Below are 21,881 nucleotides of genomic sequence, written 5' to 3' on the forward strand. Positions count from 1 at the left end.
TAGACTGGACGGATGCGAGCGCTCACCGAGGCAGACATCCGTGCGTCCTTTCTCAACGCGGACGAGGATGAGCTGCGGGTCATGGAGATGCCGCACGACTTCGTCCTGATCGACTGGGACTATCTGGACTTCTTCGCCTGGCGCGACCCCAGTGCCGGTCGACGCGGCTACATCCTCACCCAGCACGAGGGTGAGATCTCGGGCTTCGTGCTGCGGGTCTCGGATCCCGGCCGGGGCCGGGCGGGCATGTGCAACATCTGCCACACGATGCAGCCCGGCAACCAGGTGGCTCTCTTCTCCGCCCGGCGGGCGGGCGGCGCCGGGGCGCGAGGGGATTCTGTGGGAACCTACATCTGCGCTGACCTCTCGTGCCACGAGAATGTGAGGCTCGCTCACCCGCTCGCTCCCAACGAGGTGCTGGCACCCGGACAGGTGGACATGCGACTCGACGGCACCAGGCGGCGTATGGAGGCTTTCGCCAAGCGGGTGCGGGACGAACCCTGATCGCGATTACCCTGAGGGCATCCGTCCTGTGCTCGAAGGAGAAGCCATGAGCGATGCCATCCTGTTTTCCGTCGATGAGGGGTTGGCCCGGCTCACGCTGAACCGCCCTGCGCGACTCAACGCCTTCAATGCTGATCTCGCCCACGCGTGGCGTGACGCGACGGCGGAGGCGACATCGCGGGCCGACGTGAAGGCGATCGTGGTGGATGCCGCGGGCCTGGCGTTCTGCGCGGGCGGCGATGTCATCGAGATGGCGACGACCATGGGATCGGGCGACGAGATCACCGCGCTCGCCGAGGTCATCAACGCGGGCATCCGGTCGCTGACCGAGTCCGCGGTGCCCGTCGTCGCGGCGGCCCACGGCACGACGGCCGGGGGCGGCCTCGGCATCCTGCTCAGCAGCGACTACGCCGTCGTCGGCTCGCGCTCTCGCCTGGGCAGTCTGTATGCGAACATCGGCCTCACCCCTGATCTCTCCGTCTCGGCACAGCTCGCCCGCGCGATCGGGCAGCGTCGGGCCCTTCAGCTCGTGCTGCAGGATCGCCTGCTCTCGGCCGCAGAGGCCGTCGAGTGGGGGCTCGTCGCGGAGGCCGTCGAAGGGGTCGACTCGTCGGACGAAGCAGAGAAGGTGCGCGCGCGAGCCGAAGAGGTCGCCCGCTTCTGGCTCGCCGGGGCCGCCGAGGCATACGGGCACGCCAAGCGGCTCGTGCGCTCGCAGCCCGAGCGCACGTTCGCCGCACAGCTGAGCGAGGAGGCTCGCTCGATCGGGGCGTCGATGGCGACCCCCGACGCGCAGGCCCGGATCGCCGCGTTCGCGGCCTCGTCGGCACGGAAGAGCTGATCACAGCAGCGCCCCTGACGCGGTTCATGTGTCCACCGCTCGCGACGTCGACCCGGCTCGTCCCTCGCCGCGTGCAAGGATGAACGCAACGCCGCTCAACGAGAGGAATGCGATGTCCCAGCCGGAGATCGCCCAGCAGCCGTCGGCGCTGGTCGAGAAGAAGAACATGTCCCTCCTGATCCGAGGGGCGATCTGGATCGCCATCGGTGCGCTCATCGCTGCCGCGCTCGTCTGCGTCGTGTGGGTGCTCGTCGGCGACCAGGACGGCCTGATCGGTCGCGCCTTCCTGACGATCCTGCTGCTCGCGGCCTTCGCCGGGATCGCGATCCTCGAAGCGGGCCTGGCGCCGAATCGTCCCGACTGGCTCGCGCTGGCGAGCATGGTCACATGGATCGTGGCCCTTCTGGTCGGCGCGGTGAAGATCTGGCTTCCCGAAGACAACCAGTACTTCACGGGCGCGGAGCGTTTCTTCCAGCTTCTGCTGGTCGTCGGCATCCTTCAGCTCGCGCTGCTGCACGTGCGGCTGTTCACTCCGGCAGCACAGCGTCACGTGACGACGTTCACGCGTATCATCTACATCGCCACGGTCGCGTTCCTCGCCGGCCTCGTGGGCATGCTCGTGTTCTTCCTCACGTTCCCGAACACGTTCGAGTACGGAGAGCTCTACTGGCGCATCGTCGTCGCGCTCACGATCCTTGCGGCAGTCGGAACGACGCTGATCCCCCTGCTGAACGCGCTGTTCGCTCCGCGCAAGCCCGCAGCGGCCGCGGCGGCGCAGGGAATCGCGGCGGCTCCCGCATGGCCGTCCTACGCCGACGGCATCACGCCGCTTCCCGTCCTGCCCGACGGCTCACCGGACTGGAACGCCTACTACACCGGACACCCGTCGGCGCCGCAGCAGGCGGCGTTGCCGGCCGCGCCGGCGTCCCAGCAGTTCCCGGCAGCTCCGTTCCCGGTCGCTCCCGAACCCTACGCGCAGGGCCCCGCCGTCCCACCCGCGCCGCAGGCTCCGACCGCGTATCCGCAGGCTCCGGCCACGTACCCGCCGGCTCCGCCGTACCCGCCGCAGTGAGCCTCGAGCTCGAACTCGCCCACCTCGCATCGCTGATCGCGCGCGAGGCCGGCGACCTGGCACGCACGAGGCGCGCCGAGGGCGTGCACCTCGCAGCGACGAAGTCGACACTCGCCGACATCGTGACCGATGCCGATCGCGAGGTCGAGGCACTCATCCGTGCGCGCCTGCAGGCCGCCCGGCCGGGAGACGGGTTCCTCGGTGAGGAGTCCGAGGCCGATCCCGGAGAGACGGGGATCACCTGGGTCGTCGATCCGATCGACGGAACGGTGAACTACGCCTACGGCATCCCCTCCTATGCGGTGAGCATCGCAGCCGTGAGCGGCACCGCCGTGCCGGGGGAGTGGAACGCTCTCGCCGCAGCCGTCTACGCGCCCGCATCGGGAGAGACGTTCACCGCCGCGCGGGGCCATGGCGCGTTCCTCGGCGAGCAGCGGCTCGCGGTCACGTCCGAGACGCCCGCGGGTGCGCTGCTGGCGACCGGGTTCGGGTACGACCCGGCGACGCATGACGGCGACCTCGCGACCGTTCGAGCGATCATGCCGATCGCGAGGGATCTTCGTCGGGCCGGATCCGCAGCGCTGGACCTCGCCTTCGTCGCGGCCGGGCGTCTGGACGGATACTTCGAGCGCGGGCTCAAGCCCTGGGATCATGCGGCAGGAGCACTGCTCGTCAGCGAAGCCGGTGGTCGGGTCTCGCTCATCGACACCGCGTCGCCGAGACCCATGGTCGTCGCCGGTGGTACCCGGGTCCACGACCGCATCCTCGAGATTCTTCGAGATGAAACGTGACGAATTCATGGCATTCCCAGGTCGAGCAGGCTAGGGTTTATCCGATCGTTACTTTCATCGGCCCGAATCGATGAACTTTGTAAGCGCCCCCGAGCTTGACGTTTAACCCGAGAGAATCTGCTTTGCCCTTCGAGAATTCACAGGCTGCCTCTGCGCCCACGCGCCGCTCCAGCCGTCCCCGCACTGCGGCCTTCGAGGCCTCTGCGGCAGGAGTGACGGAAGCCGTCTCCGAAGCCGCACCGGCCACCCCGGAAGCCCCCTTTTCGCGCCGCGCCGCTCGTCAGCGACTGAACACCGCAGAGGTCTTCATCGCTGCGACCGCAGTCGCCGCGGCATCCGCTGCCTCTGATTCGACCGACGTGATCGACCCGACGGAAGTCGCTGAGCCGTCCGTCGACGCCGCCGAGCAGTCGCACGCCGAGCCCGTGTTCGCTGAGGCAGGCGACGCCGCTCAGGCGGACGCACCGGTCGGCGACGCTTTCGAGTCCGCATCCCGTGCGTTCCGCGCCGTCACGACCGAGACCGTCACGGTCACCGAGCCCGCTCCCGAGGCAACGGCCGCAGACGAGGCGCCGGCCGAGCACATTGCCCGTCGCCGCCCGAAGGCCCGCAAGTTCCTCGCCGTCGGCGCGACCGTCGGCGTGATGAGCATCGCAGGACTCCTCGCCGTGGGCATGACGCTCCCCGCCGAAGCCGTTGCTGCTGTCCAGGGCGCGCAGTCCGTCGGAGCGACGTCTCTCGTCGCCGCATCCGGATCGGCTGCCGCAGGTGAGGCGGACGACGAGATCCAGGCGTTCGTCACCTCGTCCGATGTGCAGAACGAGTCGCTCGCGCGCTCGGACAGCTTCTCGACCGTCTCGCTGATCCAGGTGGCGTCGGAAGAGGGCATCAACTACTCCAACGAGGTCTTCACCAACGACCCCGAGGCCGCCATCCAGTGGCCCTTCAAGGTCGGCGTGGGCATGAGCTCGGGCTACGGAATGCGCTGGGGCCGTCTGCACGAGGGAATCGACTTCGTCCCGGGCGAGGGTGCACCCATCCAGGCGATCGCGGATGGCGTCGTGCGCATCGCGACCGAGCAGGGCGGCGCCTACGGCGTGACCGTCTACATCGATCACGTGATCGATGGACAGGTCATCACGAGCCACTACTCGCACATGCAGTACGGCTCGCTCCAGGTCAAGGCGGGGCAGACCGTCAAGGTCGGCGACATCGTCGGGCACACGGGTAACACCGGTCGCTCGTACGGCGCTCACCTGCATTTCGAGATCATCATCAACGGCAGCACGATCGATCCGCTGCCGTGGTTGCGCGAGAACGCGGGCCGGTACTCGTACTGACCCGCCTCGATTTCATGAGGACGCCACAGTGATGGTATTCTCGTGTGGTTGCCCCGCGAGGGGCAGCACGCCCCGATAGCTCAGTGGCAGAGCACTTCCATGGTAAGGAAGGGGTCGTCAGTTCAATCCTGACTCGGGGCTCACAGCGTTCGTATCTGCGATGCGGATGCGGTGTGGCAGGGTAGCTCAGCTGGTCAGAGCGCACGACTCATAATCGTGAGGTCGCGGGTTCAAGCCCCGCTCCTGCTACAGATGAAAACCCCCGGGATTCCCGGGGGTTTTTGCGTTCCCGCTGTCAGCTTCGGTCCGAGGAAGTCAGAGCGCGCTCGGTGAGCTTCGAGTACATGTACATATCGCGGGGTCGCCCGTCGATCCGCATCCAGGCTCGCAGGAGAGCCTCACGCTTGTAACCGGCCTGCGCTGCCACGCGCAAGGAGCCGTGATTACCGGGCTCGATGTACAGTTCGACGCGATCCAGTTGCTGAAGTCTGATCGCCCACGCCGTCACGGTGACCAGCGCATCGCGCGCATACCCACGGCGACGGTGCGACGAAGCGATCCAGTAGCCCACGCTCGCGCGAGCGCCGGCGGCGAAAAAGAGGCCGATGTGCCCGACCGCGCGGTCTTCGAGGTCGGCGATGGCGAACGCATAGCCAGCTCCGGACTTGAGTCGATCGTGTTGGCGACCGATGAATGACAGAGCCTCCGCCTCACCTCTGGTGCGCGGAACAGTCGTGACGAGCGGGATCAGGGAGTCGCCGGATGCCTCCTGCACGACGGCGACGTCTTCCGGGCGCCACTCTCGAAGGCGCGTTCGTTCGCCCATGAGGGTCGGAAGGGCCAGCGGGGTGTCGTTCATGGTCCGATGGTCGCATGGTCATCGTCGACATGGCGAGACCCCCGCAAGGTCGATCCCCTGTCAAGGGGATGCCGTCCGACTCGCGCGGCGGCGAGACTGAACGTCCTTTGCTGCAACAGACGATCGGAGCGAACATGTCAGACCCTCAGGCAACACCGGAATCAGGCTCCGGGATCGAAGCGGTCGGCGTGGACGCCGACTTCGTGACGAACGACCCGGATCCCGAGGTCGACCCCGCGACCCCTGGAGAGGATCAGAAGGCCGACGGCGACAACGCGGATCACCCCGATGAGCTCGAGGTCGGCGACCTTCCCTGATCGCGCAGACGCCACGGGCCCGCTCCTCATCCGAGGAGCGGGCCCGTGGTCTGTGCCAGTGGGTCACCGCATGGTGGGCGGGGCGTCGCTCCGGCCGGCCGAGACGCTGTCCTCGTCGTCAGGCGCGGCGTCAGTCCGTCGTCCAGAGGGGCCGCGCTGCTCGGCCTCCAGACGCTCGGCCTCTTCGCCGCTGATCGCCTCGCCCCGGGCGACGAGTCCGGCCTGATCCGAGAGGGGGATCTGCTTGAGGAACAGCGACAGCACGAGTGCGAGCACGATGAACGGCACGAGGTACCAGAACACGGGTGCGAGAGCATCCGCGTAGGCCGTCACGATGCCGTCTCGCACCTCATCGGGCAGCGAGCTGAGCGTCGCGGGGTCGATCGTCGACGCGGCCTGCGATGCGGCGTCCGGTGAGGCGCCTGCGTCCGCGAACACACCGAGCAGGTTCTCGGTGAGGCGCGTCGTGAAGATCGTGCCGAACACCGCGGTGCCGAGCGATGCGCCGACCTCGCGGAAGTAGTTGTTCGTGCTGGTGGCCGTGCCGATCTCGCCGGACGGGACCGCGTTCTGCACGACCAGGACGACGACCTGCATGATGAGGCCGAGTCCTGCGCCGAACACGAAGAGGAACGTGCAGATCAGCCAGATCGGAGTCTCGGCCGACAGCGTGGTCATCGAGACCATCGCGATGCCGGTGAGGATCGTGCCCACGATCGGATAGATCTTGTACTTCCCGGTCTTCGAGATCGCGATGCCCGAGAAGATCGAGGTTCCGATCAGGCCCACCATCATCGGGATCATCAGCAGTCCGGATGCTGCCGCGGATGTTCCGGAAGACATCTGCAGGAACGTGGGCACGAACCCGATCGCGGCGAACATGCCGATTCCGAGCACGAGACCGATCGCGGTCGCGTTCACGAAGATCGGGTTGCGGAACAGGCTCAACGGGATGATCGGGTCCTGCACCTTCGACTCCGTGATGACGAAGGCGGTGGCCGCGACGATGAGCCCCGCACCCCAGGCCCAGGTGGCCAGCGAATCCCAGCCGAACTCCTTGTCGCCGCCGAAGTCGGTGAAGAAGATCAGGCACGTGGTGGCGATCGAGAGGAAGATCACGCCGAAGATGTCGATCGGCTTCTGAGCCTTCTTGCTCGGCAGCTTGAGCGCCACGAGGGCGATGATGAACGCCGCGATACCCACCGGGATGTTGATGTAGAACGCCCACTGCCAGGTGAGGTGGTCGACGAAGAAGCCGCCGAGGAGGGGGCCGGCGACAGCCGACAGGCCGAACACGGCGCCGAGCGGTCCCATGTACTTGCCACGCTCGTTGGCCGGGACGATGTCGGCGATGATCGCCTGCGACAGGATCATCAGTCCGCCGCCGCCGAGCCCCTGAAGGGCGCGGAAGATGACGAACATCCAGAAGTCCGTGGCGAAGGCGCATCCGACGGAGGCGAGAGTGAACAGGGCGATCGCGACGAGGAAGAGATTGCGGCGGCCCAGCACATCGCCGAACTTGCCGTAGATCGGCATGACGATGGTGGTCGCGAGTAGGTAGGCGGTGGTGATCCAGACCTGGTGGTCGACGCCGCCGAGCTGGCCGACGATCGTCGGCATCGCGGTCGAGACGATCGTCTGGTCGAGGCTGGAGAGCAGCATGCCCGCGATCAGGGCGCTGAAGATGATCCAGATGCGCCGCTTCGTGAGCAGGAAGGGCGCATCCTTGGTGGCGGTGGCGGACATTCAGTCGGCTTTCTGTGATGGTGCGTACACGGTGCGAGCGACTTCGAGCCGACGGCTGACGAGATCGCTGAAGGAGTCGGTCGAGTGGTGGTGGAGCAGCTGGTCCATGCTCAGGCGCACCAGTGCACCGACCGAATGGACGAGTACCTCGGCGCGCAGTTCGGCGCCGGCGCCGCCGCCTGTTCGCCGGACGATCAGCGCCATGTCACGACGTTCGTTCTTGGCGATCTGCTCGAACGCCGCCTTGATGAGGCGCGGCTCCTGCTCGATGATCGCGAACATGGCGGGGGCGTCGTCGAGCGGATTGAACAGGTCGAACCGAGCAATGGTCAGCTCGATGAAGTCGTCGAGCAGGTCACCGGCACGGGCCACGAAGTCCTCTTCGAGTGCCTCCTGACGGGGGTCGATCGCGGCGAAGCCGAAGACGGCGTTCTCCTTGCTCTCGAAGTAGTTGAAGAACGTCCGTCGCGAGACGCCGACCTCGGTGCACAGCTCCTCGACCGTGAAGCCGGCGAACCCGTGTTCAGCGGTCAACCGTCGGGCGGCCTCGGTCAGCGCGCGCGATGTCTCGCGCTTGCGCTGGCCCCGCAATGAATCTGCACTCTGGCTCATAGAGTGCAATATTGCACTCTGAACCTAAGAGTGCACTGTGAAGAAATCTCGGAGCACTTTGTGACGAATGGTTCGTAGCATCCGTCTTAGTGGTGTCGCGGCACTGCGACCCGCCCCCGACGGGGCGGACATTCGGATGAAGGAGCGCACCATGGCGAACGTGACGAACAGCACCGGGTCGAAGGCTCAGGTCGCAGCGACCGAGACGGCAGCGCCGTCGACGGGCCAGACGGTCATCGAGAACGGTGTCGTCGCGAAGATCGCGGGCATCGCCGCTCGGGAGGTGCCGGGTGTCCATGCTCTCGGTGGGGGAGCGGCTCGCGCGGTGGGCGCCATCCGCGACGCGCTCAACTCCACCGATCTCTCTCAGGGCGTCAGTGTCGAGGTCGGCGAAACTCAGGTCGCCGTCGACGTCACGATCGTCGCCGAGTACCCGGCCGCGCTGCACAAGGTCGCCGACGAGGTCCGAGCCGCCATCTCCCTTGCGATGGCCGAGTACGTCGGCAAGCAGGCCGTCGAGGTGAATGTGACCATCAACGACGTGCACATCCCGGCCGACGACGAGCCGGCCGATGACGTTGACGTCGACGGCGGTGCGGAGGCTCGTGTCCTGTGACCCCTCGAGGTCTGGACGAGTGATCGGATCAGCACCTCATGAACTCGAGATCGGATCGGGCATCCCATCCGATCTCGGGTTCGCTCCGAATCTATTCGGGGGCATGGAAAAAGGAGTCCGCGCATGGCTGGGGAACCATTTCGCTCTGCTCTCGAGCAGGCTGACGACCGGATCGTCGCCGGACGCGCGATGGACGGCGACGTCGCCGCGTTCGCGGTGCTCGTCCGCAGGTACACGCCGATGATGCGCGCATACACGCACCGGATGCTGAACGCTTCCGCCGACGTCGACGACATCGTGCAGGAGACGTTCGTCACCGCGTGGCAGCGGTTCTCGGAACTCGACGACCCCGCGAAGGTCAAGAGCTGGCTGATGAGGATCGTGAGCCGCAAGGCCGTGGATCGCATTCGGGCGTTGCGCCCGACACTCGACGTGGATGACATGGAGCAGGCGGCCCCCTCGAAGGACTCGCCTGCACGGGTCGTGGAGGCGCGTGAGGGTGTCGCGGCCCTGGGAGCCGCTCTGCAGGAGCTTCCCGCCGCACAGCGCGAGTGCTGGGTGCTCCGCGAGATGGGCGGATACTCCTACGACGAGATCGCCGCGGAACTGGGCATCTCCGTCTCGACCGCTCGAGGCCTGCTCGCCCGAGCCCGAAAGTTCATGATCGTGCGGATGGAGGCGTGGCGATGACTGAAGAGCAGGAGACTCCCGACGTGCGTCAGCTCGGTCTCGAACCGAGTGATCTCGATGGACACACGCTCGAGGAGCTGACCGACTACCTCGAGGCAGGGCGTCTGCCTCTCGACCTTGACATCGAGGGTTCGCCCGGGTGTCAGCTCGCGCTCGACGCGCTCGAACGTCTGCGCGGGTTGGGTGGGCAGCTGATGGAGGCGGATACCGCGGCGATGCCCGAGGTCGACGACAGCTGGGTCGACCGCATCCTCAGCGGGATCGCCCTGGATGCCCGTGCCGGTCGCCGCATCCCGTTCGAGGAGGCAGAGGCGGGTGTCGACTTCGGGATCACCGAGGGAGCCGTTCGCGGCCTGATCCGCTCTGCCGAGAACGCGGTTCCCGGCATCCTCGTCGGTCACTCGACGCTCGAGGGCGATGTCACGACGGCGGGCGCGCCCATTCGGATCACCATCGAGGTCAACACCCTGTACGGCGAATCGATCCCCGCGGCCGTCGAACGGCTGCGGCAGGAGGTGGGTGAGCGGGTGCACCGGCACACCGACCTCGCCCTGACCGGGATCGACATCACGGTGCGTGATGTCCAGAGGGTCAGCGACTCGACCGAGGAGAAGTCATGACGAACCCAGTGACCCACGAGGGACTCGCGGAGCGCGTGGAGGCGGCGGTGCTCGCGACGACGGGCGTTCGCAGCCTCTATCGCGCAGGTTCGCTGATCTCGAATCTCGTCGGCACGAGCGCGGTCGCGCTCGGCATCAACCGCTCCGACGAACCCCTCGTCGCGGTGCGGATCTCCGGCGATGCCGCGCAGGTCGAAGCATCGCTCGGGATCGAATACTCGGCGGGCGCCGTCGCCACGCTCCGCGAGGTGCGTGCGGTGGTCGAGCGGACCCTCACCGCTGACGGCCTGGCGCTCGCCGACATCGTGCTCACCATCGCGTATGTCCATCCTCGGGAGGCATCGTCGGACTGAGTCCGCGTGAGCACGCAGAGGCGCCGATCTTGGGTGAAGATCGGCGCCTCTTGGCGTTCTGGTGGTGAGGGGTCAGGCGATCGAGCGCAGGCCGTCGACGAGCGGCGTGGTCGGGCGGCCGATGAGGCGCGCGAGCGTACCGTCGGTGTCGGCGAGTGCGCCGGAGCCGATGCCGGCGTCCAGGGCGACCACGAAGCCGGCGGTGCCCTCGTCGAGGCCCGCCGCCAGGAGGCCGGCGCGCTGCTCGTCAGCAGTCAGCGGCTGGTAGGTCACGTCGCGCCCGGAGATCTCCGCGATCGCCGCGGCCAGGTCGGCGTAGTTCCAGGCGACGTCGCCGCCCAGCTCGTAGACCTCGCCGATGTGGCCGTCTTCGAGAAGCACCACGGCTGCGGCATCCGCGAAGTCCCTGCGGCTCGCAGAGGCGACTCGCCCGTCGCCGACGCCTGCGGCGAGGACTCCCGTCTCGGCGGCGCGGGCCAGGTCTGCGGCGTAGTTCTCGGTGTACCAGTTGTTGCGGAGGATCACGGACGGGAGCCCGGAGGCCTGGATGAGCTCCTCGGTGGCCTTGTGCTCGGGAGCGAGGACCAGGTCGCTCGTCGTCGCCTTCGGCGCGCTGGTGTAGACGAACTTCGTGACGCCGGCCTGCTTCGCGGCGTCGATGACGGCCTCGTGCTGGGCGACGCGCTGTCCGACCTCCGAACCCGAGATCAGGAGGACGGAGTCGACGCCGTCGAGTGCCGCCGTGATCGACGAGGGGTCGGTGTAGTCGAGGCGAGCGACTCGCACGCCCAGCCCCTCGGCCTTGGTGACGTCACGAGCACCCGCGACGATCGACTGCGGGTCCGTGCCGCGCTCGAGGAGGCTTGCGATGACGAGGCGTCCGAGATTGCCGGTCGCGCCGGTGACGAGGATGGTCATGGGGTGTCCTTTCGTAGGTGACATGACCCACAACCGTCGGGTAGGAGTGGAACATTCCAGACCACCGGTACCCACTTTGAAGTAAGGTACGTACATGAAGGTTAGTTATGCGCAGATCAGGGAGTCCACCCCGCAGATCTTCGAGCCCGGATGCAGCACCCGCGTGATCCTCGACCACGTCATGAGCAAGTGGGGTGTGCTCGTGCTCTCGTCTCTCTCCGACGGGACGCGCCGCTGGGGCGAGCTGCGACGCGAGGTGGGCGGTATCAGCGAGAAGATGCTGGCCTCGACTCTCCGCACCCTCGCTGATGACGGACTCGTGCACCGCGAATCGTTCCCGACCGTGCCCCCGCACGTGGAGTACAGCCTGACGCCGCTCGGCCGCGATCTGATGGAGCGGATGCTGCCGCTCGTCGAGTGGGTGGCCGATCATGCCGACGGGATGACCGCTCGACGATAGGTCAACGGATTCCGTTGTTGACAACGACTCGTCTCCACGAAATCCGTCGGTCCGAGAAAAGGATTGACGCGATAACCGTAGTGGCCGTATCTTCTGAGCATGTCAGCTACGACGCCGATCCATCTGGAACGCCCCGACGGCAAGGGGCTCGCAACCGGTTCGCTGGGGCTGTGGGGGTCCACGGTCATCGGTCTCGCGTCCACCGCGCCGGTGTACTCGCTCGTCGCCACGCTCGGGTTCGTGGTGCTCGCCGTCGGAGCGCAGGCGCCGATCGCGTTCATCATCGCGTTCGTGCCGATGCTGCTGATCGCCTTCGCCTACCGTGAGCTGAACAACGCCGTGCCCGACTGCGGCACGACATTCACCTGGGGCACGAAGGCGTTCGGTCCGTGGGTCGGCTGGATGGGCGGCTGGGGCGTGGCCGTCGCCGGCATGGTCGTGCTCGCCAACCTCGCCCAGATCGCGTCGGTGTACTTCTGGTCGCTGATCGGGTTCGACCTCGAGAACAACGACTGGCGCATCATCCTCGTCGCGGTTCTCTTCATCGCCTCGATGACGTGGGTGAGCTGGCGCGGTGTCGAGATCGGCGAGCGCATCCAGAACATCCTGCTCGGCATCCAGTACCTCGCTCTCGCGATCTTCGTGGTGGCGGCGCTCTGGCAGTTCTTCGCCGGGACGGCGCCGAACCCGACCCCGTTCGACCTCGAGTGGCTGAACCCGTTCGGCTTCACGTCCTGGTCGGGCTTCACCGAGTCGATCCTGCTCGCCCTCTTCATCTACTGGGGCTGGGACACCTGCCTGGCGCTGAATGAAGAGACCAAAGACCCGAAGCGCATCCCGGGGCGGGCCGCACTGCTGACGACCGTCATCCTGCTCTTCACCTACGTCGGCGTGACGATCGCCGCCATGATGTACGCCGGCCTCGGCGAGACCGGCACCGGGCTCGGCAACGAGGCGAACGCCGACGACTTCTTCCTCGCCATCAAGGACGGCCTGCTCGGACCCTTCGGCTGGATGCTGGTCGTCGCCGTGATCATCTCGGCGGTCTCCTCGACCCAGACGACGATCCTCCCGACGGCGCGCGGCACCCTCGCGATGGGCGTCTACCGTGCTCTGCCCGCGAAGTTCAAGGACGTGCACCCGACCTTCAAGACGCCGTCGTTCTCGACGATCGTCATGGGCGTCGTCGCGTCCGCCTACTACGTCGGGATGACCCTGATCAGCGACAACATCCTGCAGGACTCGATCCTGTCGCTCGGGCTCGCGATCGCGTTCTACTACGCCATCACCGGCTTCGCGTGCGTGTGGTACTTCCGCAAGGACCTCACCACCTCTGCGCGGGACTTCTTCTTCAAGGGGCTCTTCCCGCTCCTCGGCGGGCTCATGCTCACGGGTGCATTCGTGCAGTCGGCGATCGACATGTGGGACGTCGACTACGGCTACACCGTGCTCTTCGGAATCGGCGGCACCTTCGTGATCGGCATCGGCTCACTGGCCATCGGCCTGGTGCTGATGTTCGTCTGGTACCTGTTCCCGCGTTCGAAGCGGTTCTTCCGAGGCGAGAGCCTCAACCGCGACACGCAGGTCATGGTGCCTGACGAGCCGGGTGACTTCATCCGCTCGATCGACGGCGGCATCTGATCGGGATCGGGCGGCGCACGGGTACGCCCTAGGCTTTATCCGTGCGCATCCGGCTCGACATCGCCTACGACGGCACCCACTTCCGTGGGTGGGCCAAGCAGCCCACCCTGCGCACCGTGCAGGGGACTCTCGAAGCGGCGCTCGCGCGCATCGTCGGATCCGACGTGCAGTTCGTCGTCGCCGGGCGCACGGATGCGGGCGTGCACGCGCAGGGGCAGGTCGCGCACGTCGATCTCGACGACGAGCAGTGGGCACGCATCGAATCTCGGCAGGGCCGCACTCCGCAGGACCCGGCGGCATCCATCGCTCGCCGCATGCGCGGGGTGCTCGGTGCGTATCCCGATGCGACCGTGACGCGTTCGTCGATCGCCCCTGAAGGATTCGACGCCCGCTTCTCCGCCGTCTGGCGCCGCTACCGCTACCGGCTCGCCGACGAGGCGTCGGGGTACGACCCGGTCCGCCGACACGACACGACGACGCACCGCGGGGTACTCGACGGCCAAGCGATGGATGCCGCAGCGCGCACGCTCATCGGACTCCACGACTTCGCGGCCTACTGCAAGCCGCGCGACGAGGCGACGACGATCAGGACGCTGCTGGACTATCGCTGGTCGCGAGATGCCGAAGGCGTGCTCGTCGCCGAGGTGAAGGCCGATGCCTTCTGCCACAGCATGGTGCGTGCGCTGGTGGGCGCGTGCGCCGCGGTGGGCGAGGGCCGCCTCGATGTCGACGACCTGACCGTGTTGCGCGACGCACTCACGAGGACCAGCGAGTTCAAGGTGCTGGCGGCACGGGGGCTGACGCTCACCCAGGTCGGATACCCCGCCGACGAGCTGCTCGCGACCCGAGCGGAGCAGACGCGCGCTCGCCGCGACAGCACGAGCGCATGAACGCGTCCACGGCGACGATCGTCGAGGTCTCATCGCGTGGATGGGCGTTCTGGCGTGCTCTGCTCGACACCTGCGTGGGCCTGATCGCCGGCACGGCTTTCACGTTCGTGGGCATCATCGTGATCGGGATCGTGGGGGAGGAGGCCCTGTCATCCCTGTACTGGCAGGTCGACCTCGATCCCCTCTTCCGCGCGAGCATGGGGGTGTTCCTCGTCGCCGCCGCCGTGTTGGCGATCGCCGTGCCCTTCGTCGTGGTCGCCGAGCGCTTCGCGGCACTCCGCGCGGTCGAGGCGGCCGCGCAACGGAATCCGGATGCCGTGCCGCAGCGAACCCTGAGACTCGAACTCCAGAACGCGCCGGCCGACCTGCTGCAGACGACGGGTGCGGTTCTGTTCTGGTGCCTGGCGGGGCTCGGCGGACTCTTCGCGTTGGGGGTGTTCTTCACCGAGGACCTTCGCGAGGATGCGGTGAGCTGGGTCGCGCTCCTCGTGATCGCCGTGCTGGCCTCCGGAGCCGAGGCGGTGCGGCGACTCGGCCGACGAATGGTCGAGCGCGACGCCGCTCGTGTGGGTGAGCTGTGGACCCGGTGGAAGCGGCTCGTGCCGCGAGCGCAGAGAGCAGATGCGGATCGGCGGGAGGCCGCGATGCGCGCTGTCGTGCCCCGCTGGCTCTCGGTTCCGACCGCGCGAACCATCGCTCGGATCGCGAACGTGCTGCTGACCGCGACGCTCGTCTCGCTCGCGGCGTTCATGCTCTCGGTCTTCATGCGCCAGCAGTGCCGCACCTGTGATCCGGTCTACTGGAACGAGCCGATCGAGAACGGCATCGATGTGCTGAGCCTGAGCAGCGGGGCTGCGATCGCGATCTGTGCCGTGCTCGGCATCCTCGCCTGGACCGGCGGCATCGTGCTGCAGTTCCGGAGGGAGCGCGCACTGACGCGGTGGGTGTCGGACGGCATGCCTCGCCGCGTCGACGTGACTCTGGTAGATCCTCTGCTCTCGGGCAACCGGTCGATGGTGCGCCTGCAGATGGGTCTGTCGGCCGCGGGCGCCGGTGCGGCGGTGGTGGGCACCGGGTCGCTCTGGGCGGAGTGGGTGGCCATGGACGCGCGGGCGGTGCTCCTCGCCGCCGTCGTGCTGATCGCCCTCGGTTTCGTCGTCGGTTGGGCGGATGCTCCACGCAGTCGCACAGAGCGACAGCTCGCGAGGGACACGCTGTTCCCGGGCGATGTCGGGCCCATCGGCGACGAGATGAGCACGGGCGCACGGAAGCGCCGCCGCCGACGACGCTGACCCATTCGTGGCCGCCTTCCCCCGAAGGCGGCCACGATGCGGGAGTGCCGCCACGACGGGCCCCAGACCGACGCGGTGGTGACGATCCACAGGCCGAGGGGAGGCGCTGCTGGATCGTATGCTGATATTACGGAGGGCAGGTTCACACTGCGGCGGGGGAACTGTGACGGAGCGGATCGATGAGCAGGGCGGCGCGTTCGCCGCGGCGCTCCGTGCGGCGATCTCCGAACGGGGCGTCACCCTCGCGCGGCTGCGGAGCCAGCTGATCGACGACGGCAACCCGGTGTCCATGGCGACGCTGAGCTACTGGCGCTCCGGCGATCGGCAGCCGGAAGGGCCGCAGTCGCTGAGTGTCGTCGACGGCATAGAGGATCGCCTCGGTCTGCATCGCGGGCATCTGGGCGGTCTGCTCCGGGCGTCGGCTCGACTGGGCACCGTGGCGCCGCCGCGGCTGCCCTTCGACGAGGAGCGGGAGCAGCGGGAGACCGAGGAGACGCTGCGGGAGCTGCGCGCGGCCCCGCAGGATGCGCTTCGCGATCTCTCCACGCACGTGACCGTGTCGGTCGGGGCCGCGGGATCCGTCGAGAAAATCATCATGCGCTCCCTCGTGCAGTCGACGAAGGGGACGATCTCCGAGCTGCCGCTCATCGACGTCGCTCCGATCGAGACCGATGCGATGTCGGTGATCTCCGATGTCGTCGGCGGGCATGTCGACCGCGCGTACCAGCATCCGGGCCGTCTGCTGTCGGGAGTCGTGATCGCGCTCGACGAGCCGATCGAGACCGGTGCGACGACGCTGTTCGAGTTCACCGAGACCTTCCCCGCCGGATACCCGCCGAGGCAGTCCGCGTGGCACGCCACGTCTCGGCCGGCGCGCGAGGCGCTCATCTGGGTGCGATTCCATCCCGACGCCCTGCCGAGCTGGTGCGAGGAGTACATCGAGACCGACGACGAGTACGTGTCGTCGATGCGCTCCGTGCGAGGCGGCTCCGTCCATCTCGCGCGACACGGTTTCGGTCCTGGGGTCATCGGGATCCGCTGGGGGTACGACGAGTGAGCCGCCGCTGCGGCGCGTTCACCGGACGGACGGACGATTGCCACCGGAATCCAAGGCTGACGCACTACCGTGAGGTGGAATGAAGGTCATCTCGTACAACCTGCAGAAGCACCGAGCAGCGGGGGAGCTCTCGGTGCTCGCCTCCGAGCACGATCCCGACATCCTGTGCCTCCAGGAGTGCGATGTCGCCGACCTGCCCGAGACCATCGGCGACCTCACGCTCGCGGATGCGACGCAGGGCAACCGGCTGGGACTCGCGATGTTCTATCGGGCGAGCGAGTTCCATCTGCAGGGGATCCGCACGATCGAACTGAAGAAGTCGCTCCACGACCGCATCGCCAAGCCCGCCCATGAGCGTGTGCTGGGTGCGAGACTCCACGACATCGACGCGGGGCGGGACTTCATCGCGGCGTCGTTCCACGCGGCGCCCCTGACAGCGCTGAACTCGCTGCGTCGCCATCAGATCCGGGCGGCGCTCACCGAGCTCGCGACGCTCGGCGAAGGGTTGCCCCAGCTGATGGTGGGCGACTACAACTACCCGGTCTTCAAGGAGAACCTGGGCAAGACCGTGCGCGAGCACGGCTACGCGCTCACGATGAGCGACGATCACACCTACACGCGGTACCGCGTGTTCCGCGGTCACTACGACTTCGCCACATCGGTGGGTTTCGAGATCCAGCGGGTCACGACCCTTCCCCAGGGGCTCAGCGATCACCGGCCGATCCTGGTGACGACCCGGTTCGACTGACCCGCGGCCGCCGCCCGGTTTGGGAGAACGACCGGAATGGCGTAGGCTGTCTCTTTGGTACTCGACTGCCGAGTGCCGCGAACGTGAGCCCTCCACTGGCGTGTTCCTCCCTCTAGGGAAGAACCACCCCGGAGTGGGATTCACGAACTTCTCCGTTCGAACAAGAAAGCAGCACTATCGTGACGCGCACTTACACTCCGAAGGCCGGCGAGGTCCAGCGTGACTGGGTCGTCATCGACGCCACTGACGTCGTTCTCGGCCGCCTGGCTTCGCACGCCGCTACGCTCCTGCGTGGCAAGCACAAGCCCACCTTCGCAAACCACATCGACTCGGGTGACTTCGTCATCATCGTGAACGCCGACAAGGTCGCGCTCACCGGTCAGAAGCTCCAGAAGAAGCTGGCTTACCGCCACTCGGGTTACCCGGGCGGCCTGAAGTCGGTCACCTACGCCGAGCTCATGGAGAAGAACCCGGTCCGCGCTGTGGAGAAGGCCATCCGTGGCATGCTCCCCAAGAACAGCATCGGCCGTCAGCAGCTGTCGAAGCTCAAGGTCTACGTCGGTGCAGAGCACCCGCACGCGGCTCAGCAGCCGAAGACGTACACCCTCGACCAGGTCGCCCAGTAAGCGCCGTAAAGACTTAAGGACATACTCGTGGCTGACATCCAGGACACCACCGAAAACCCCCAGAACTTCTCGACGTCGACTCCCGAGACCGACGCAGTCGAGGCGGCTCCCCGCCCCGTGCTGAGCGTCCCGGGTGCCGCTGTCGGCCGTCGCAAGCAGGCCATCGCCCGCGTGCGTCTCGTCCCCGGCTCGGGAACGATCACGGTCAACGGCCGCACGCTCGAGGACTACTTCCCGAACAAGCTGCACCAGCAGCTGATCAACGACCCGTTCACGATCCTCAACCTCGCCGGCGGCTACGACGTCATCGCGCGCATCTCGGGTGGTGGCCCCTCGGGCCAGGCCGGTGCACTGCGCCTCGGCATCGCTCGTTCGCTCAACGGCATCGACGAGGAGAACAACCGTCCGACCCTGAAGAAGGCCGGCTTCCTCTCGCGCGACGCTCGCGTGAAGGAGCGCAAGAAGGCTGGACTCAAGAAGGCCCGTAAGGCGCCTCAGTACTCGAAGCGTTAAGGTCCGCTGCTCCGATGCCGATCTTTGGCACGGACGGCGTGCGAGGGCTTGCCAATGGCATCCTCACCGCCGACCTCGCGCTCACCCTGGCCCAGGCGACTGCTGTCGTCCTGGGCCAGGGCCGTACTGCGGAGGCTCGCAAAGCCGAAGGCAAGCGACTCACCGCGGTGGTGGCCCGCGACCCTCGGGTCTCCGGTCACTTCCTCACCGCTGCCGTCTCCGCAGGGCTCGCATCCTCCGGAGTCGACGTGCTCGAGGCAGGGGTCATCCCGACGCCGGCGCTCGCGTTCCTCGTCGCCGATCGTGACGCCGACTTCGGCGTCATGATCTCGGCGTCGCACAACGCCGCACCCGACAACGGGATCAAGATCTTCGCGCGTGGCGGCGTCAAGCTGCCAGACGTCGTCGAGCAGCGCATCGAAGAGGCGATGGCGGGCGAGAAGCTCCGCCCCACCGGCGCGGGCGTGGGCAGGATCATCCGGTTCTCCGACGCTGAGGACCGCTATGTCGTGCACCTCCTCGGCTCGCTCCCGAACCGCCTGAACGGCCTCAAGGTCGTCCTCGACTGCGCGCACGGCGCGGCCTCCGGAGTCTCACCCGAGACGTTCCGCGACGCCGGTGCCGACGTGACCGTCATCGGTGCCGATCCCGACGGATGGAACATTAACGACGGCGTCGGATCGACGCACCTCGACCAGCTCGCCGAGACTGTCGTGCGCCTCGGCGCCGACATCGGCATCGCCCACGACGGTGACGCCGATCGGTGCCTCGCGGTCGATGCGCAGGGCAAGGTCATCGACGGTGACCAGATCATGGCCATCATCGCGGTCTCCATGAAGGAGCGCGGTCATCTGACCGACGACACCCTCGTCGCCACCGTGATGAGCAACCTCGGCCTGCACGTCGCGATGCGCGAGCACGGCATCACCGTCAGGCAGACCGCGGTCGGCGACCGGTATGTCCTCGAGGACATGAACGCGGGTGGCTACGCCCTCGGTGGCGAGCAGTCCGGGCATGTGATCATGAGCGAGTACGCGACAACGGGCGACGGCCTTCTCACGGGTCTCCACCTCGTCGCCGAGATGGCTCGTCAGAACAAGACGATCGCCGAGCTCGCGAGCGTCATGACGGTGTACCCGCAGGTGCTCATCAACGTCCGCGACGTCGACAAGGACGCCGTCGACGGCGACCCGGTCGTCCAGGCGGCCGTCGCCGAGGTCGTGGCCGAGCTGGGCGACACCGGCCGCGTGCTCCTGCGCAAGTCCGGCACGGAGCCGCTCGTACGCGTCATGGTCGAGGCGGCAGACGCCGACTCCGCCCAGGCCTACGCCGATCGTCTGGTCGACGTGGTGCGCGAGCGCCTCGCTCTCTGAACCACCTGAACCACGGCTCGCGCCGCGCGGCACCGTCTTCTCGGTCAGCCGCGCGGCGCGTTCCCGTCGAACTGCTCGATGTATCGCAGCAGCACGCCCTCGCGCAGCGCCCAGGGCGACACCTCGAGCTCGTCGACGTCGAGCGCGGTCATGGCGGTGTGCAGCGAGACCGCTGCGGCGACGATCTGGAACGTGCGATCGGCCGTGATTCCGGGAAGCTCCTGTCGCGCCGATGCGGGCAGGCGCGCGAGTCGCGGGATCCACGAGCCGAGTGACGCACGTGGCAGCACCATGCGCTGGATGCCCGACCAGCCGGGCACGGGATAGCCGGCGAGCTTGGCCAACGAGCGGATGGCCTTCGATGAGCCGACCACGTGGTCGGGCGAAGGAAGAGCGGTGAAGCGGGGGAGCACCTCGGCGAGCGTCGCGCTCGCATGATCGCGGAGCCGCTCGACGTCGTCTTCGCCCGGCGGGTCGTTCGGCAGGAACTGCACGGTCATGCGTCCGGCACCGAGCGGGACGGATGCCGCAGCATCCGGCAGCTCGTCGCCACCCGCCGCGACCTCGAGGGATCCACCACCGATGTCGAGCAACAGGAGCTGGCCCGCGGACCAGCCGAACCAGCGCCGCACGGCGAGGAACGTCAGTTCGGCCTCGGTCTCGCCGTCGAGCACCTGGAGCGGCTGACCGAGCGCCGCCTCGATCCGAGCGATCACCTCGGCAGCGTCCCGCACAGCGCTCGTGGCGGTGGCGAGGAGTTCGTCGACCTTCTCGGACTCGGCGACCTCTCGTGCCCGGCGAACGGCCGTTTCGAGGGCGACCACGCCCTCCTCCGAGATGGATCCGTCGTCCACGAGGTACCGCATCAGCCGCAGAACCGTGCGGTCGCTGGTCGTCGCCAGAGGTCGGCCGCCGGGTCGAACGTCGGCGGCGAGCATATGGACGGTGTTCGAACCGATGTCGAGGACTCCCAGGCGCACGGATAGAGACTACTCGCGCGCCGTTACGATGTATGCGTGACCACCGCCGATCCCACGCTGCCGCTGTCTCCGTACCGAGAGATCGGTCGCGACGAATGGGCGCGACTGGCAGCCGGCCTCGATCAGCCGCTCACCGAGACCGAGGTCGTCGAGCTTCGCGGCATCGGAGACCGACTCGACCTCACCGAGGTGCGTGAGGTGTACCTGCCTCTCAGTCGTCTGCTCAGCCTGTACGCGACGGCGACCAAGCGCCTCGGGGCCGCCACGAGCTCGTTCCTCCAGGAGGACGACACCACGACGCCGTTCGTCGTCGGGGTCGCAGGCTCGGTCGCCGTCGGCAAGTCGACCATCGCCCGTCTGCTGCGGGAGCTGATGAGCCGCTGGCCCGGCACTCCGCGCGTCGAGCTCGTCACGACCGACGGGTTCCTGCATTCGAACGCGGAGCTCGAGCGCCGGGGGCTGATGGACCGGAAGGGGTTCCCCGAGTCCTACGACCGTCGCGCGCTGCTCGAGTTCCTCACCGAGGTGAAGAGCGGTGCGCCCGAGGTGCGGGCCCCCTTCTACTCGCACATGCGGTACGACATCGTCCCCGACGCGCACGTGGTGGTGCGGCGGCCGGACGTCGTCATCGTCGAGGGACTGAACGTCCTCCAGCCGCCGCCCGCGCCCAACGACGTCGCGGTGAGCGACCTCTTCGACTTCTCGATCTTCGTCGACGCCGACACCGCGCACATCGAGAAGTGGTACGTCGATCGGTTCCTCGCCCTGCGTGAGGGGGCATTCTCGAATCCCTCCTCGTACTTCAATGTGTTCGCGCATCTCACCGACCAGGAGGCGATCACTACGGCGCTCGGCTACTGGAACGAGATCAACATGCCGAACCTGGTCGAGAACGTGATGCCGACCAAGCATCGGGCACGACTCGTGCTCAACAAGGGCGTCGATCACAGCGTCGAGAGTGTGCTGCTGCGCAAGCTCTGACGGGCGCGGCGAGTTCGTTCGGAACCTTCGCAAAATGCCCG

The 21,881-nt window shown here is 67.4% G+C and carries 25 protein-coding genes and 2 tRNA genes; 22 read left to right on the top strand and 5 right to left on the bottom strand.

The window, feature by feature from the left end:
- The first annotated feature begins 12 nt into the window (after positions 1–12).
- The 7 genes from JOF42_RS06810 (at position 13) to JOF42_RS06840 (ending at position 4,797) form a co-directional block, all read left to right on the top strand.
- Positions 13–504, top strand: a complete 492-nt coding sequence (locus JOF42_RS06810) for an FBP domain-containing protein (RefSeq protein WP_210097169.1) — start codon at positions 13–15, stop codon at positions 502–504.
- Between the two features lie 46 nt (positions 505–550).
- Positions 551–1,345, top strand: coding sequence for an enoyl-CoA hydratase/isomerase family protein (locus JOF42_RS06815; protein ID WP_210097170.1), 795 nt, complete (start codon positions 551–553; stop codon positions 1,343–1,345).
- Positions 1,346–1,457: 112 nt separating this feature from the next.
- Complete coding sequence (locus tag JOF42_RS06820; protein WP_210097171.1) at positions 1,458–2,417, top strand: hypothetical protein; 960 nt, start codon at positions 1,458–1,460, stop codon at positions 2,415–2,417.
- Positions 2,414–3,208, top strand: coding sequence for an inositol monophosphatase family protein (locus tag JOF42_RS06825; RefSeq protein ID WP_210097172.1), 795 nt, complete (start codon positions 2,414–2,416; stop codon positions 3,206–3,208). The genes JOF42_RS06820 and JOF42_RS06825 overlap by 4 nt, the downstream gene beginning before the upstream one ends.
- 122 nt (positions 3,209–3,330) lie before the next feature.
- Positions 3,331–4,548 carry a M23 family metallopeptidase gene (locus JOF42_RS06830; protein ID WP_210097173.1) on the top strand — a complete coding sequence of 406 codons (1,218 nt, stop codon included), beginning with the start codon at positions 3,331–3,333 and terminating at the stop codon, positions 4,546–4,548.
- Positions 4,549–4,617: 69 nt separating this feature from the next.
- A tRNA-Thr gene (locus JOF42_RS06835) sits at positions 4,618–4,689 on the top strand.
- Between the two features lie 34 nt (positions 4,690–4,723).
- Positions 4,724–4,797: transfer RNA gene (locus JOF42_RS06840), tRNA-Met, on the top strand.
- A 46-nt stretch (positions 4,798–4,843) separates the two neighbouring features.
- On the opposite strand, the gene JOF42_RS06845 is transcribed toward JOF42_RS06840, so the two are convergent.
- On the bottom strand, positions 4,844–5,407 hold the full coding sequence (locus tag JOF42_RS06845) for a GNAT family N-acetyltransferase (protein WP_210097174.1): 564 nt from the start codon (positions 5,405–5,407) through the stop codon (positions 4,844–4,846).
- Between the two features lie 134 nt (positions 5,408–5,541).
- Here JOF42_RS06845 and JOF42_RS06850 point away from each other — a divergent pair, with 134 nt between their 5' ends.
- Complete coding sequence (locus tag JOF42_RS06850) at positions 5,542–5,724, top strand: hypothetical protein (protein ID WP_210097175.1); 183 nt, start codon at positions 5,542–5,544, stop codon at positions 5,722–5,724.
- Between the two features lie 63 nt (positions 5,725–5,787).
- On the opposite strand, the gene JOF42_RS06855 is transcribed toward JOF42_RS06850, so the two are convergent.
- Both JOF42_RS06855 and JOF42_RS06860 read right to left on the bottom strand, forming a co-directional pair.
- Positions 5,788–7,470 carry an MDR family MFS transporter gene (locus tag JOF42_RS06855; protein ID WP_210097176.1) on the bottom strand — a complete coding sequence of 561 codons (1,683 nt, stop codon included), beginning with the start codon at positions 7,468–7,470 and terminating at the stop codon, positions 5,788–5,790.
- Positions 7,471–8,082: a TetR/AcrR family transcriptional regulator gene (locus JOF42_RS06860; protein ID WP_210097177.1), complete on the bottom strand. Its 612-nt coding sequence runs from the start codon at positions 8,080–8,082 to the stop codon at positions 7,471–7,473.
- A 151-nt stretch (positions 8,083–8,233) separates the two neighbouring features.
- On the opposite strand from JOF42_RS06860, the gene JOF42_RS06865 reads away from it, so the two are divergent.
- The 4 genes from JOF42_RS06865 (at position 8,234) to JOF42_RS06880 (ending at position 10,361) form a co-directional block, all read left to right on the top strand.
- The gene (locus JOF42_RS06865) at positions 8,234–8,698 is read left to right on the top strand and encodes an Asp23/Gls24 family envelope stress response protein (protein ID WP_210097178.1); all 465 of its coding nucleotides are present in this window, start codon (positions 8,234–8,236) and stop codon (positions 8,696–8,698) included.
- Positions 8,699–8,821: 123 nt separating this feature from the next.
- Positions 8,822–9,388 (top strand): RNA polymerase sigma factor, encoded by a 567-nt coding sequence (locus tag JOF42_RS06870; protein ID WP_210097179.1) that lies wholly within the window; start codon positions 8,822–8,824, stop codon positions 9,386–9,388.
- Entirely contained in the window at positions 9,385–10,008 is a 624-nt protein-coding gene (locus tag JOF42_RS06875; protein WP_210097180.1) for an Asp23/Gls24 family envelope stress response protein, read from the top strand. The genes JOF42_RS06870 and JOF42_RS06875 overlap by 4 nt, the downstream gene beginning before the upstream one ends.
- Positions 10,005–10,361: a hypothetical protein gene (locus JOF42_RS06880; RefSeq protein ID WP_210097181.1), complete on the top strand. Its 357-nt coding sequence runs from the start codon at positions 10,005–10,007 to the stop codon at positions 10,359–10,361. The genes JOF42_RS06875 and JOF42_RS06880 overlap by 4 nt, the downstream gene beginning before the upstream one ends.
- A gap of 72 nt (positions 10,362–10,433) precedes the next feature.
- On the opposite strand, the gene JOF42_RS06885 is transcribed toward JOF42_RS06880, so the two are convergent.
- Positions 10,434–11,279: an SDR family oxidoreductase gene (locus JOF42_RS06885; RefSeq protein WP_210097182.1), complete on the bottom strand. Its 846-nt coding sequence runs from the start codon at positions 11,277–11,279 to the stop codon at positions 10,434–10,436.
- A gap of 94 nt (positions 11,280–11,373) precedes the next feature.
- Between JOF42_RS06885 and JOF42_RS06890 the strand changes: the two genes are divergently transcribed.
- The 9 genes from JOF42_RS06890 to glmM all read left to right on the top strand — a co-directional run bounded on the left by JOF42_RS06890 (position 11,374) and on the right by glmM (position 19,879).
- A complete protein-coding gene (locus JOF42_RS06890) occupies positions 11,374–11,739 on the top strand; it encodes a winged helix-turn-helix transcriptional regulator (RefSeq protein WP_210097183.1) in 366 nt (121 codons plus the stop codon).
- Positions 11,740–11,838: 99 nt separating this feature from the next.
- A complete protein-coding gene (locus tag JOF42_RS06895; protein ID WP_210097184.1) occupies positions 11,839–13,380 on the top strand; it encodes an APC family permease in 1,542 nt (513 codons plus the stop codon).
- A gap of 41 nt (positions 13,381–13,421) precedes the next feature.
- Positions 13,422–14,270: a tRNA pseudouridine(38-40) synthase TruA gene (gene truA / locus JOF42_RS06900; protein WP_210097185.1), complete on the top strand. Its 849-nt coding sequence runs from the start codon at positions 13,422–13,424 to the stop codon at positions 14,268–14,270.
- Positions 14,267–15,562, top strand: a complete 1,296-nt coding sequence (locus JOF42_RS06905) for a hypothetical protein (protein WP_210097186.1) — start codon at positions 14,267–14,269, stop codon at positions 15,560–15,562. The genes truA and JOF42_RS06905 overlap by 4 nt, the downstream gene beginning before the upstream one ends.
- 163 nt (positions 15,563–15,725) lie before the next feature.
- The gene (locus JOF42_RS06910) at positions 15,726–16,619 is read left to right on the top strand and encodes a hypothetical protein (RefSeq protein ID WP_210097187.1); all 894 of its coding nucleotides are present in this window, start codon (positions 15,726–15,728) and stop codon (positions 16,617–16,619) included.
- Positions 16,620–16,698: 79 nt separating this feature from the next.
- Positions 16,699–17,367 carry an endonuclease/exonuclease/phosphatase family protein gene (locus JOF42_RS06915; RefSeq protein WP_210097188.1) on the top strand — a complete coding sequence of 223 codons (669 nt, stop codon included), beginning with the start codon at positions 16,699–16,701 and terminating at the stop codon, positions 17,365–17,367.
- Between the two features lie 179 nt (positions 17,368–17,546).
- Positions 17,547–17,993: a 50S ribosomal protein L13 gene (gene rplM / locus JOF42_RS06920; RefSeq protein ID WP_210097189.1), complete on the top strand. Its 447-nt coding sequence runs from the start codon at positions 17,547–17,549 to the stop codon at positions 17,991–17,993.
- A gap of 27 nt (positions 17,994–18,020) precedes the next feature.
- Positions 18,021–18,506: a 30S ribosomal protein S9 gene (gene rpsI, locus JOF42_RS06925; RefSeq protein ID WP_042539158.1), complete on the top strand. Its 486-nt coding sequence runs from the start codon at positions 18,021–18,023 to the stop codon at positions 18,504–18,506.
- Between the two features lie 14 nt (positions 18,507–18,520).
- The gene (gene glmM / locus JOF42_RS06930; RefSeq protein ID WP_210097190.1) at positions 18,521–19,879 is read left to right on the top strand and encodes a phosphoglucosamine mutase; all 1,359 of its coding nucleotides are present in this window, start codon (positions 18,521–18,523) and stop codon (positions 19,877–19,879) included.
- Between the two features lie 44 nt (positions 19,880–19,923).
- Here the strand turns inward: glmM and JOF42_RS06935 are convergent, their stop codons facing one another.
- Entirely contained in the window at positions 19,924–20,859 is a 936-nt protein-coding gene (locus tag JOF42_RS06935) for a Ppx/GppA phosphatase family protein (protein ID WP_210097191.1), read from the bottom strand.
- Positions 20,860–20,895: 36 nt separating this feature from the next.
- Here JOF42_RS06935 and coaA point away from each other — a divergent pair, with 36 nt between their 5' ends.
- Positions 20,896–21,840, top strand: coding sequence for a type I pantothenate kinase (coaA, locus tag JOF42_RS06940; RefSeq protein ID WP_210097192.1), 945 nt, complete (start codon positions 20,896–20,898; stop codon positions 21,838–21,840).
- Positions 21,841–21,881 lie beyond the last annotated feature (41 nt).

This window comes from Microbacterium phyllosphaerae (genome assembly GCF_017876435.1).
GTDB lineage: Bacteria > Actinomycetota > Actinomycetes > Actinomycetales > Microbacteriaceae > Microbacterium > Microbacterium phyllosphaerae.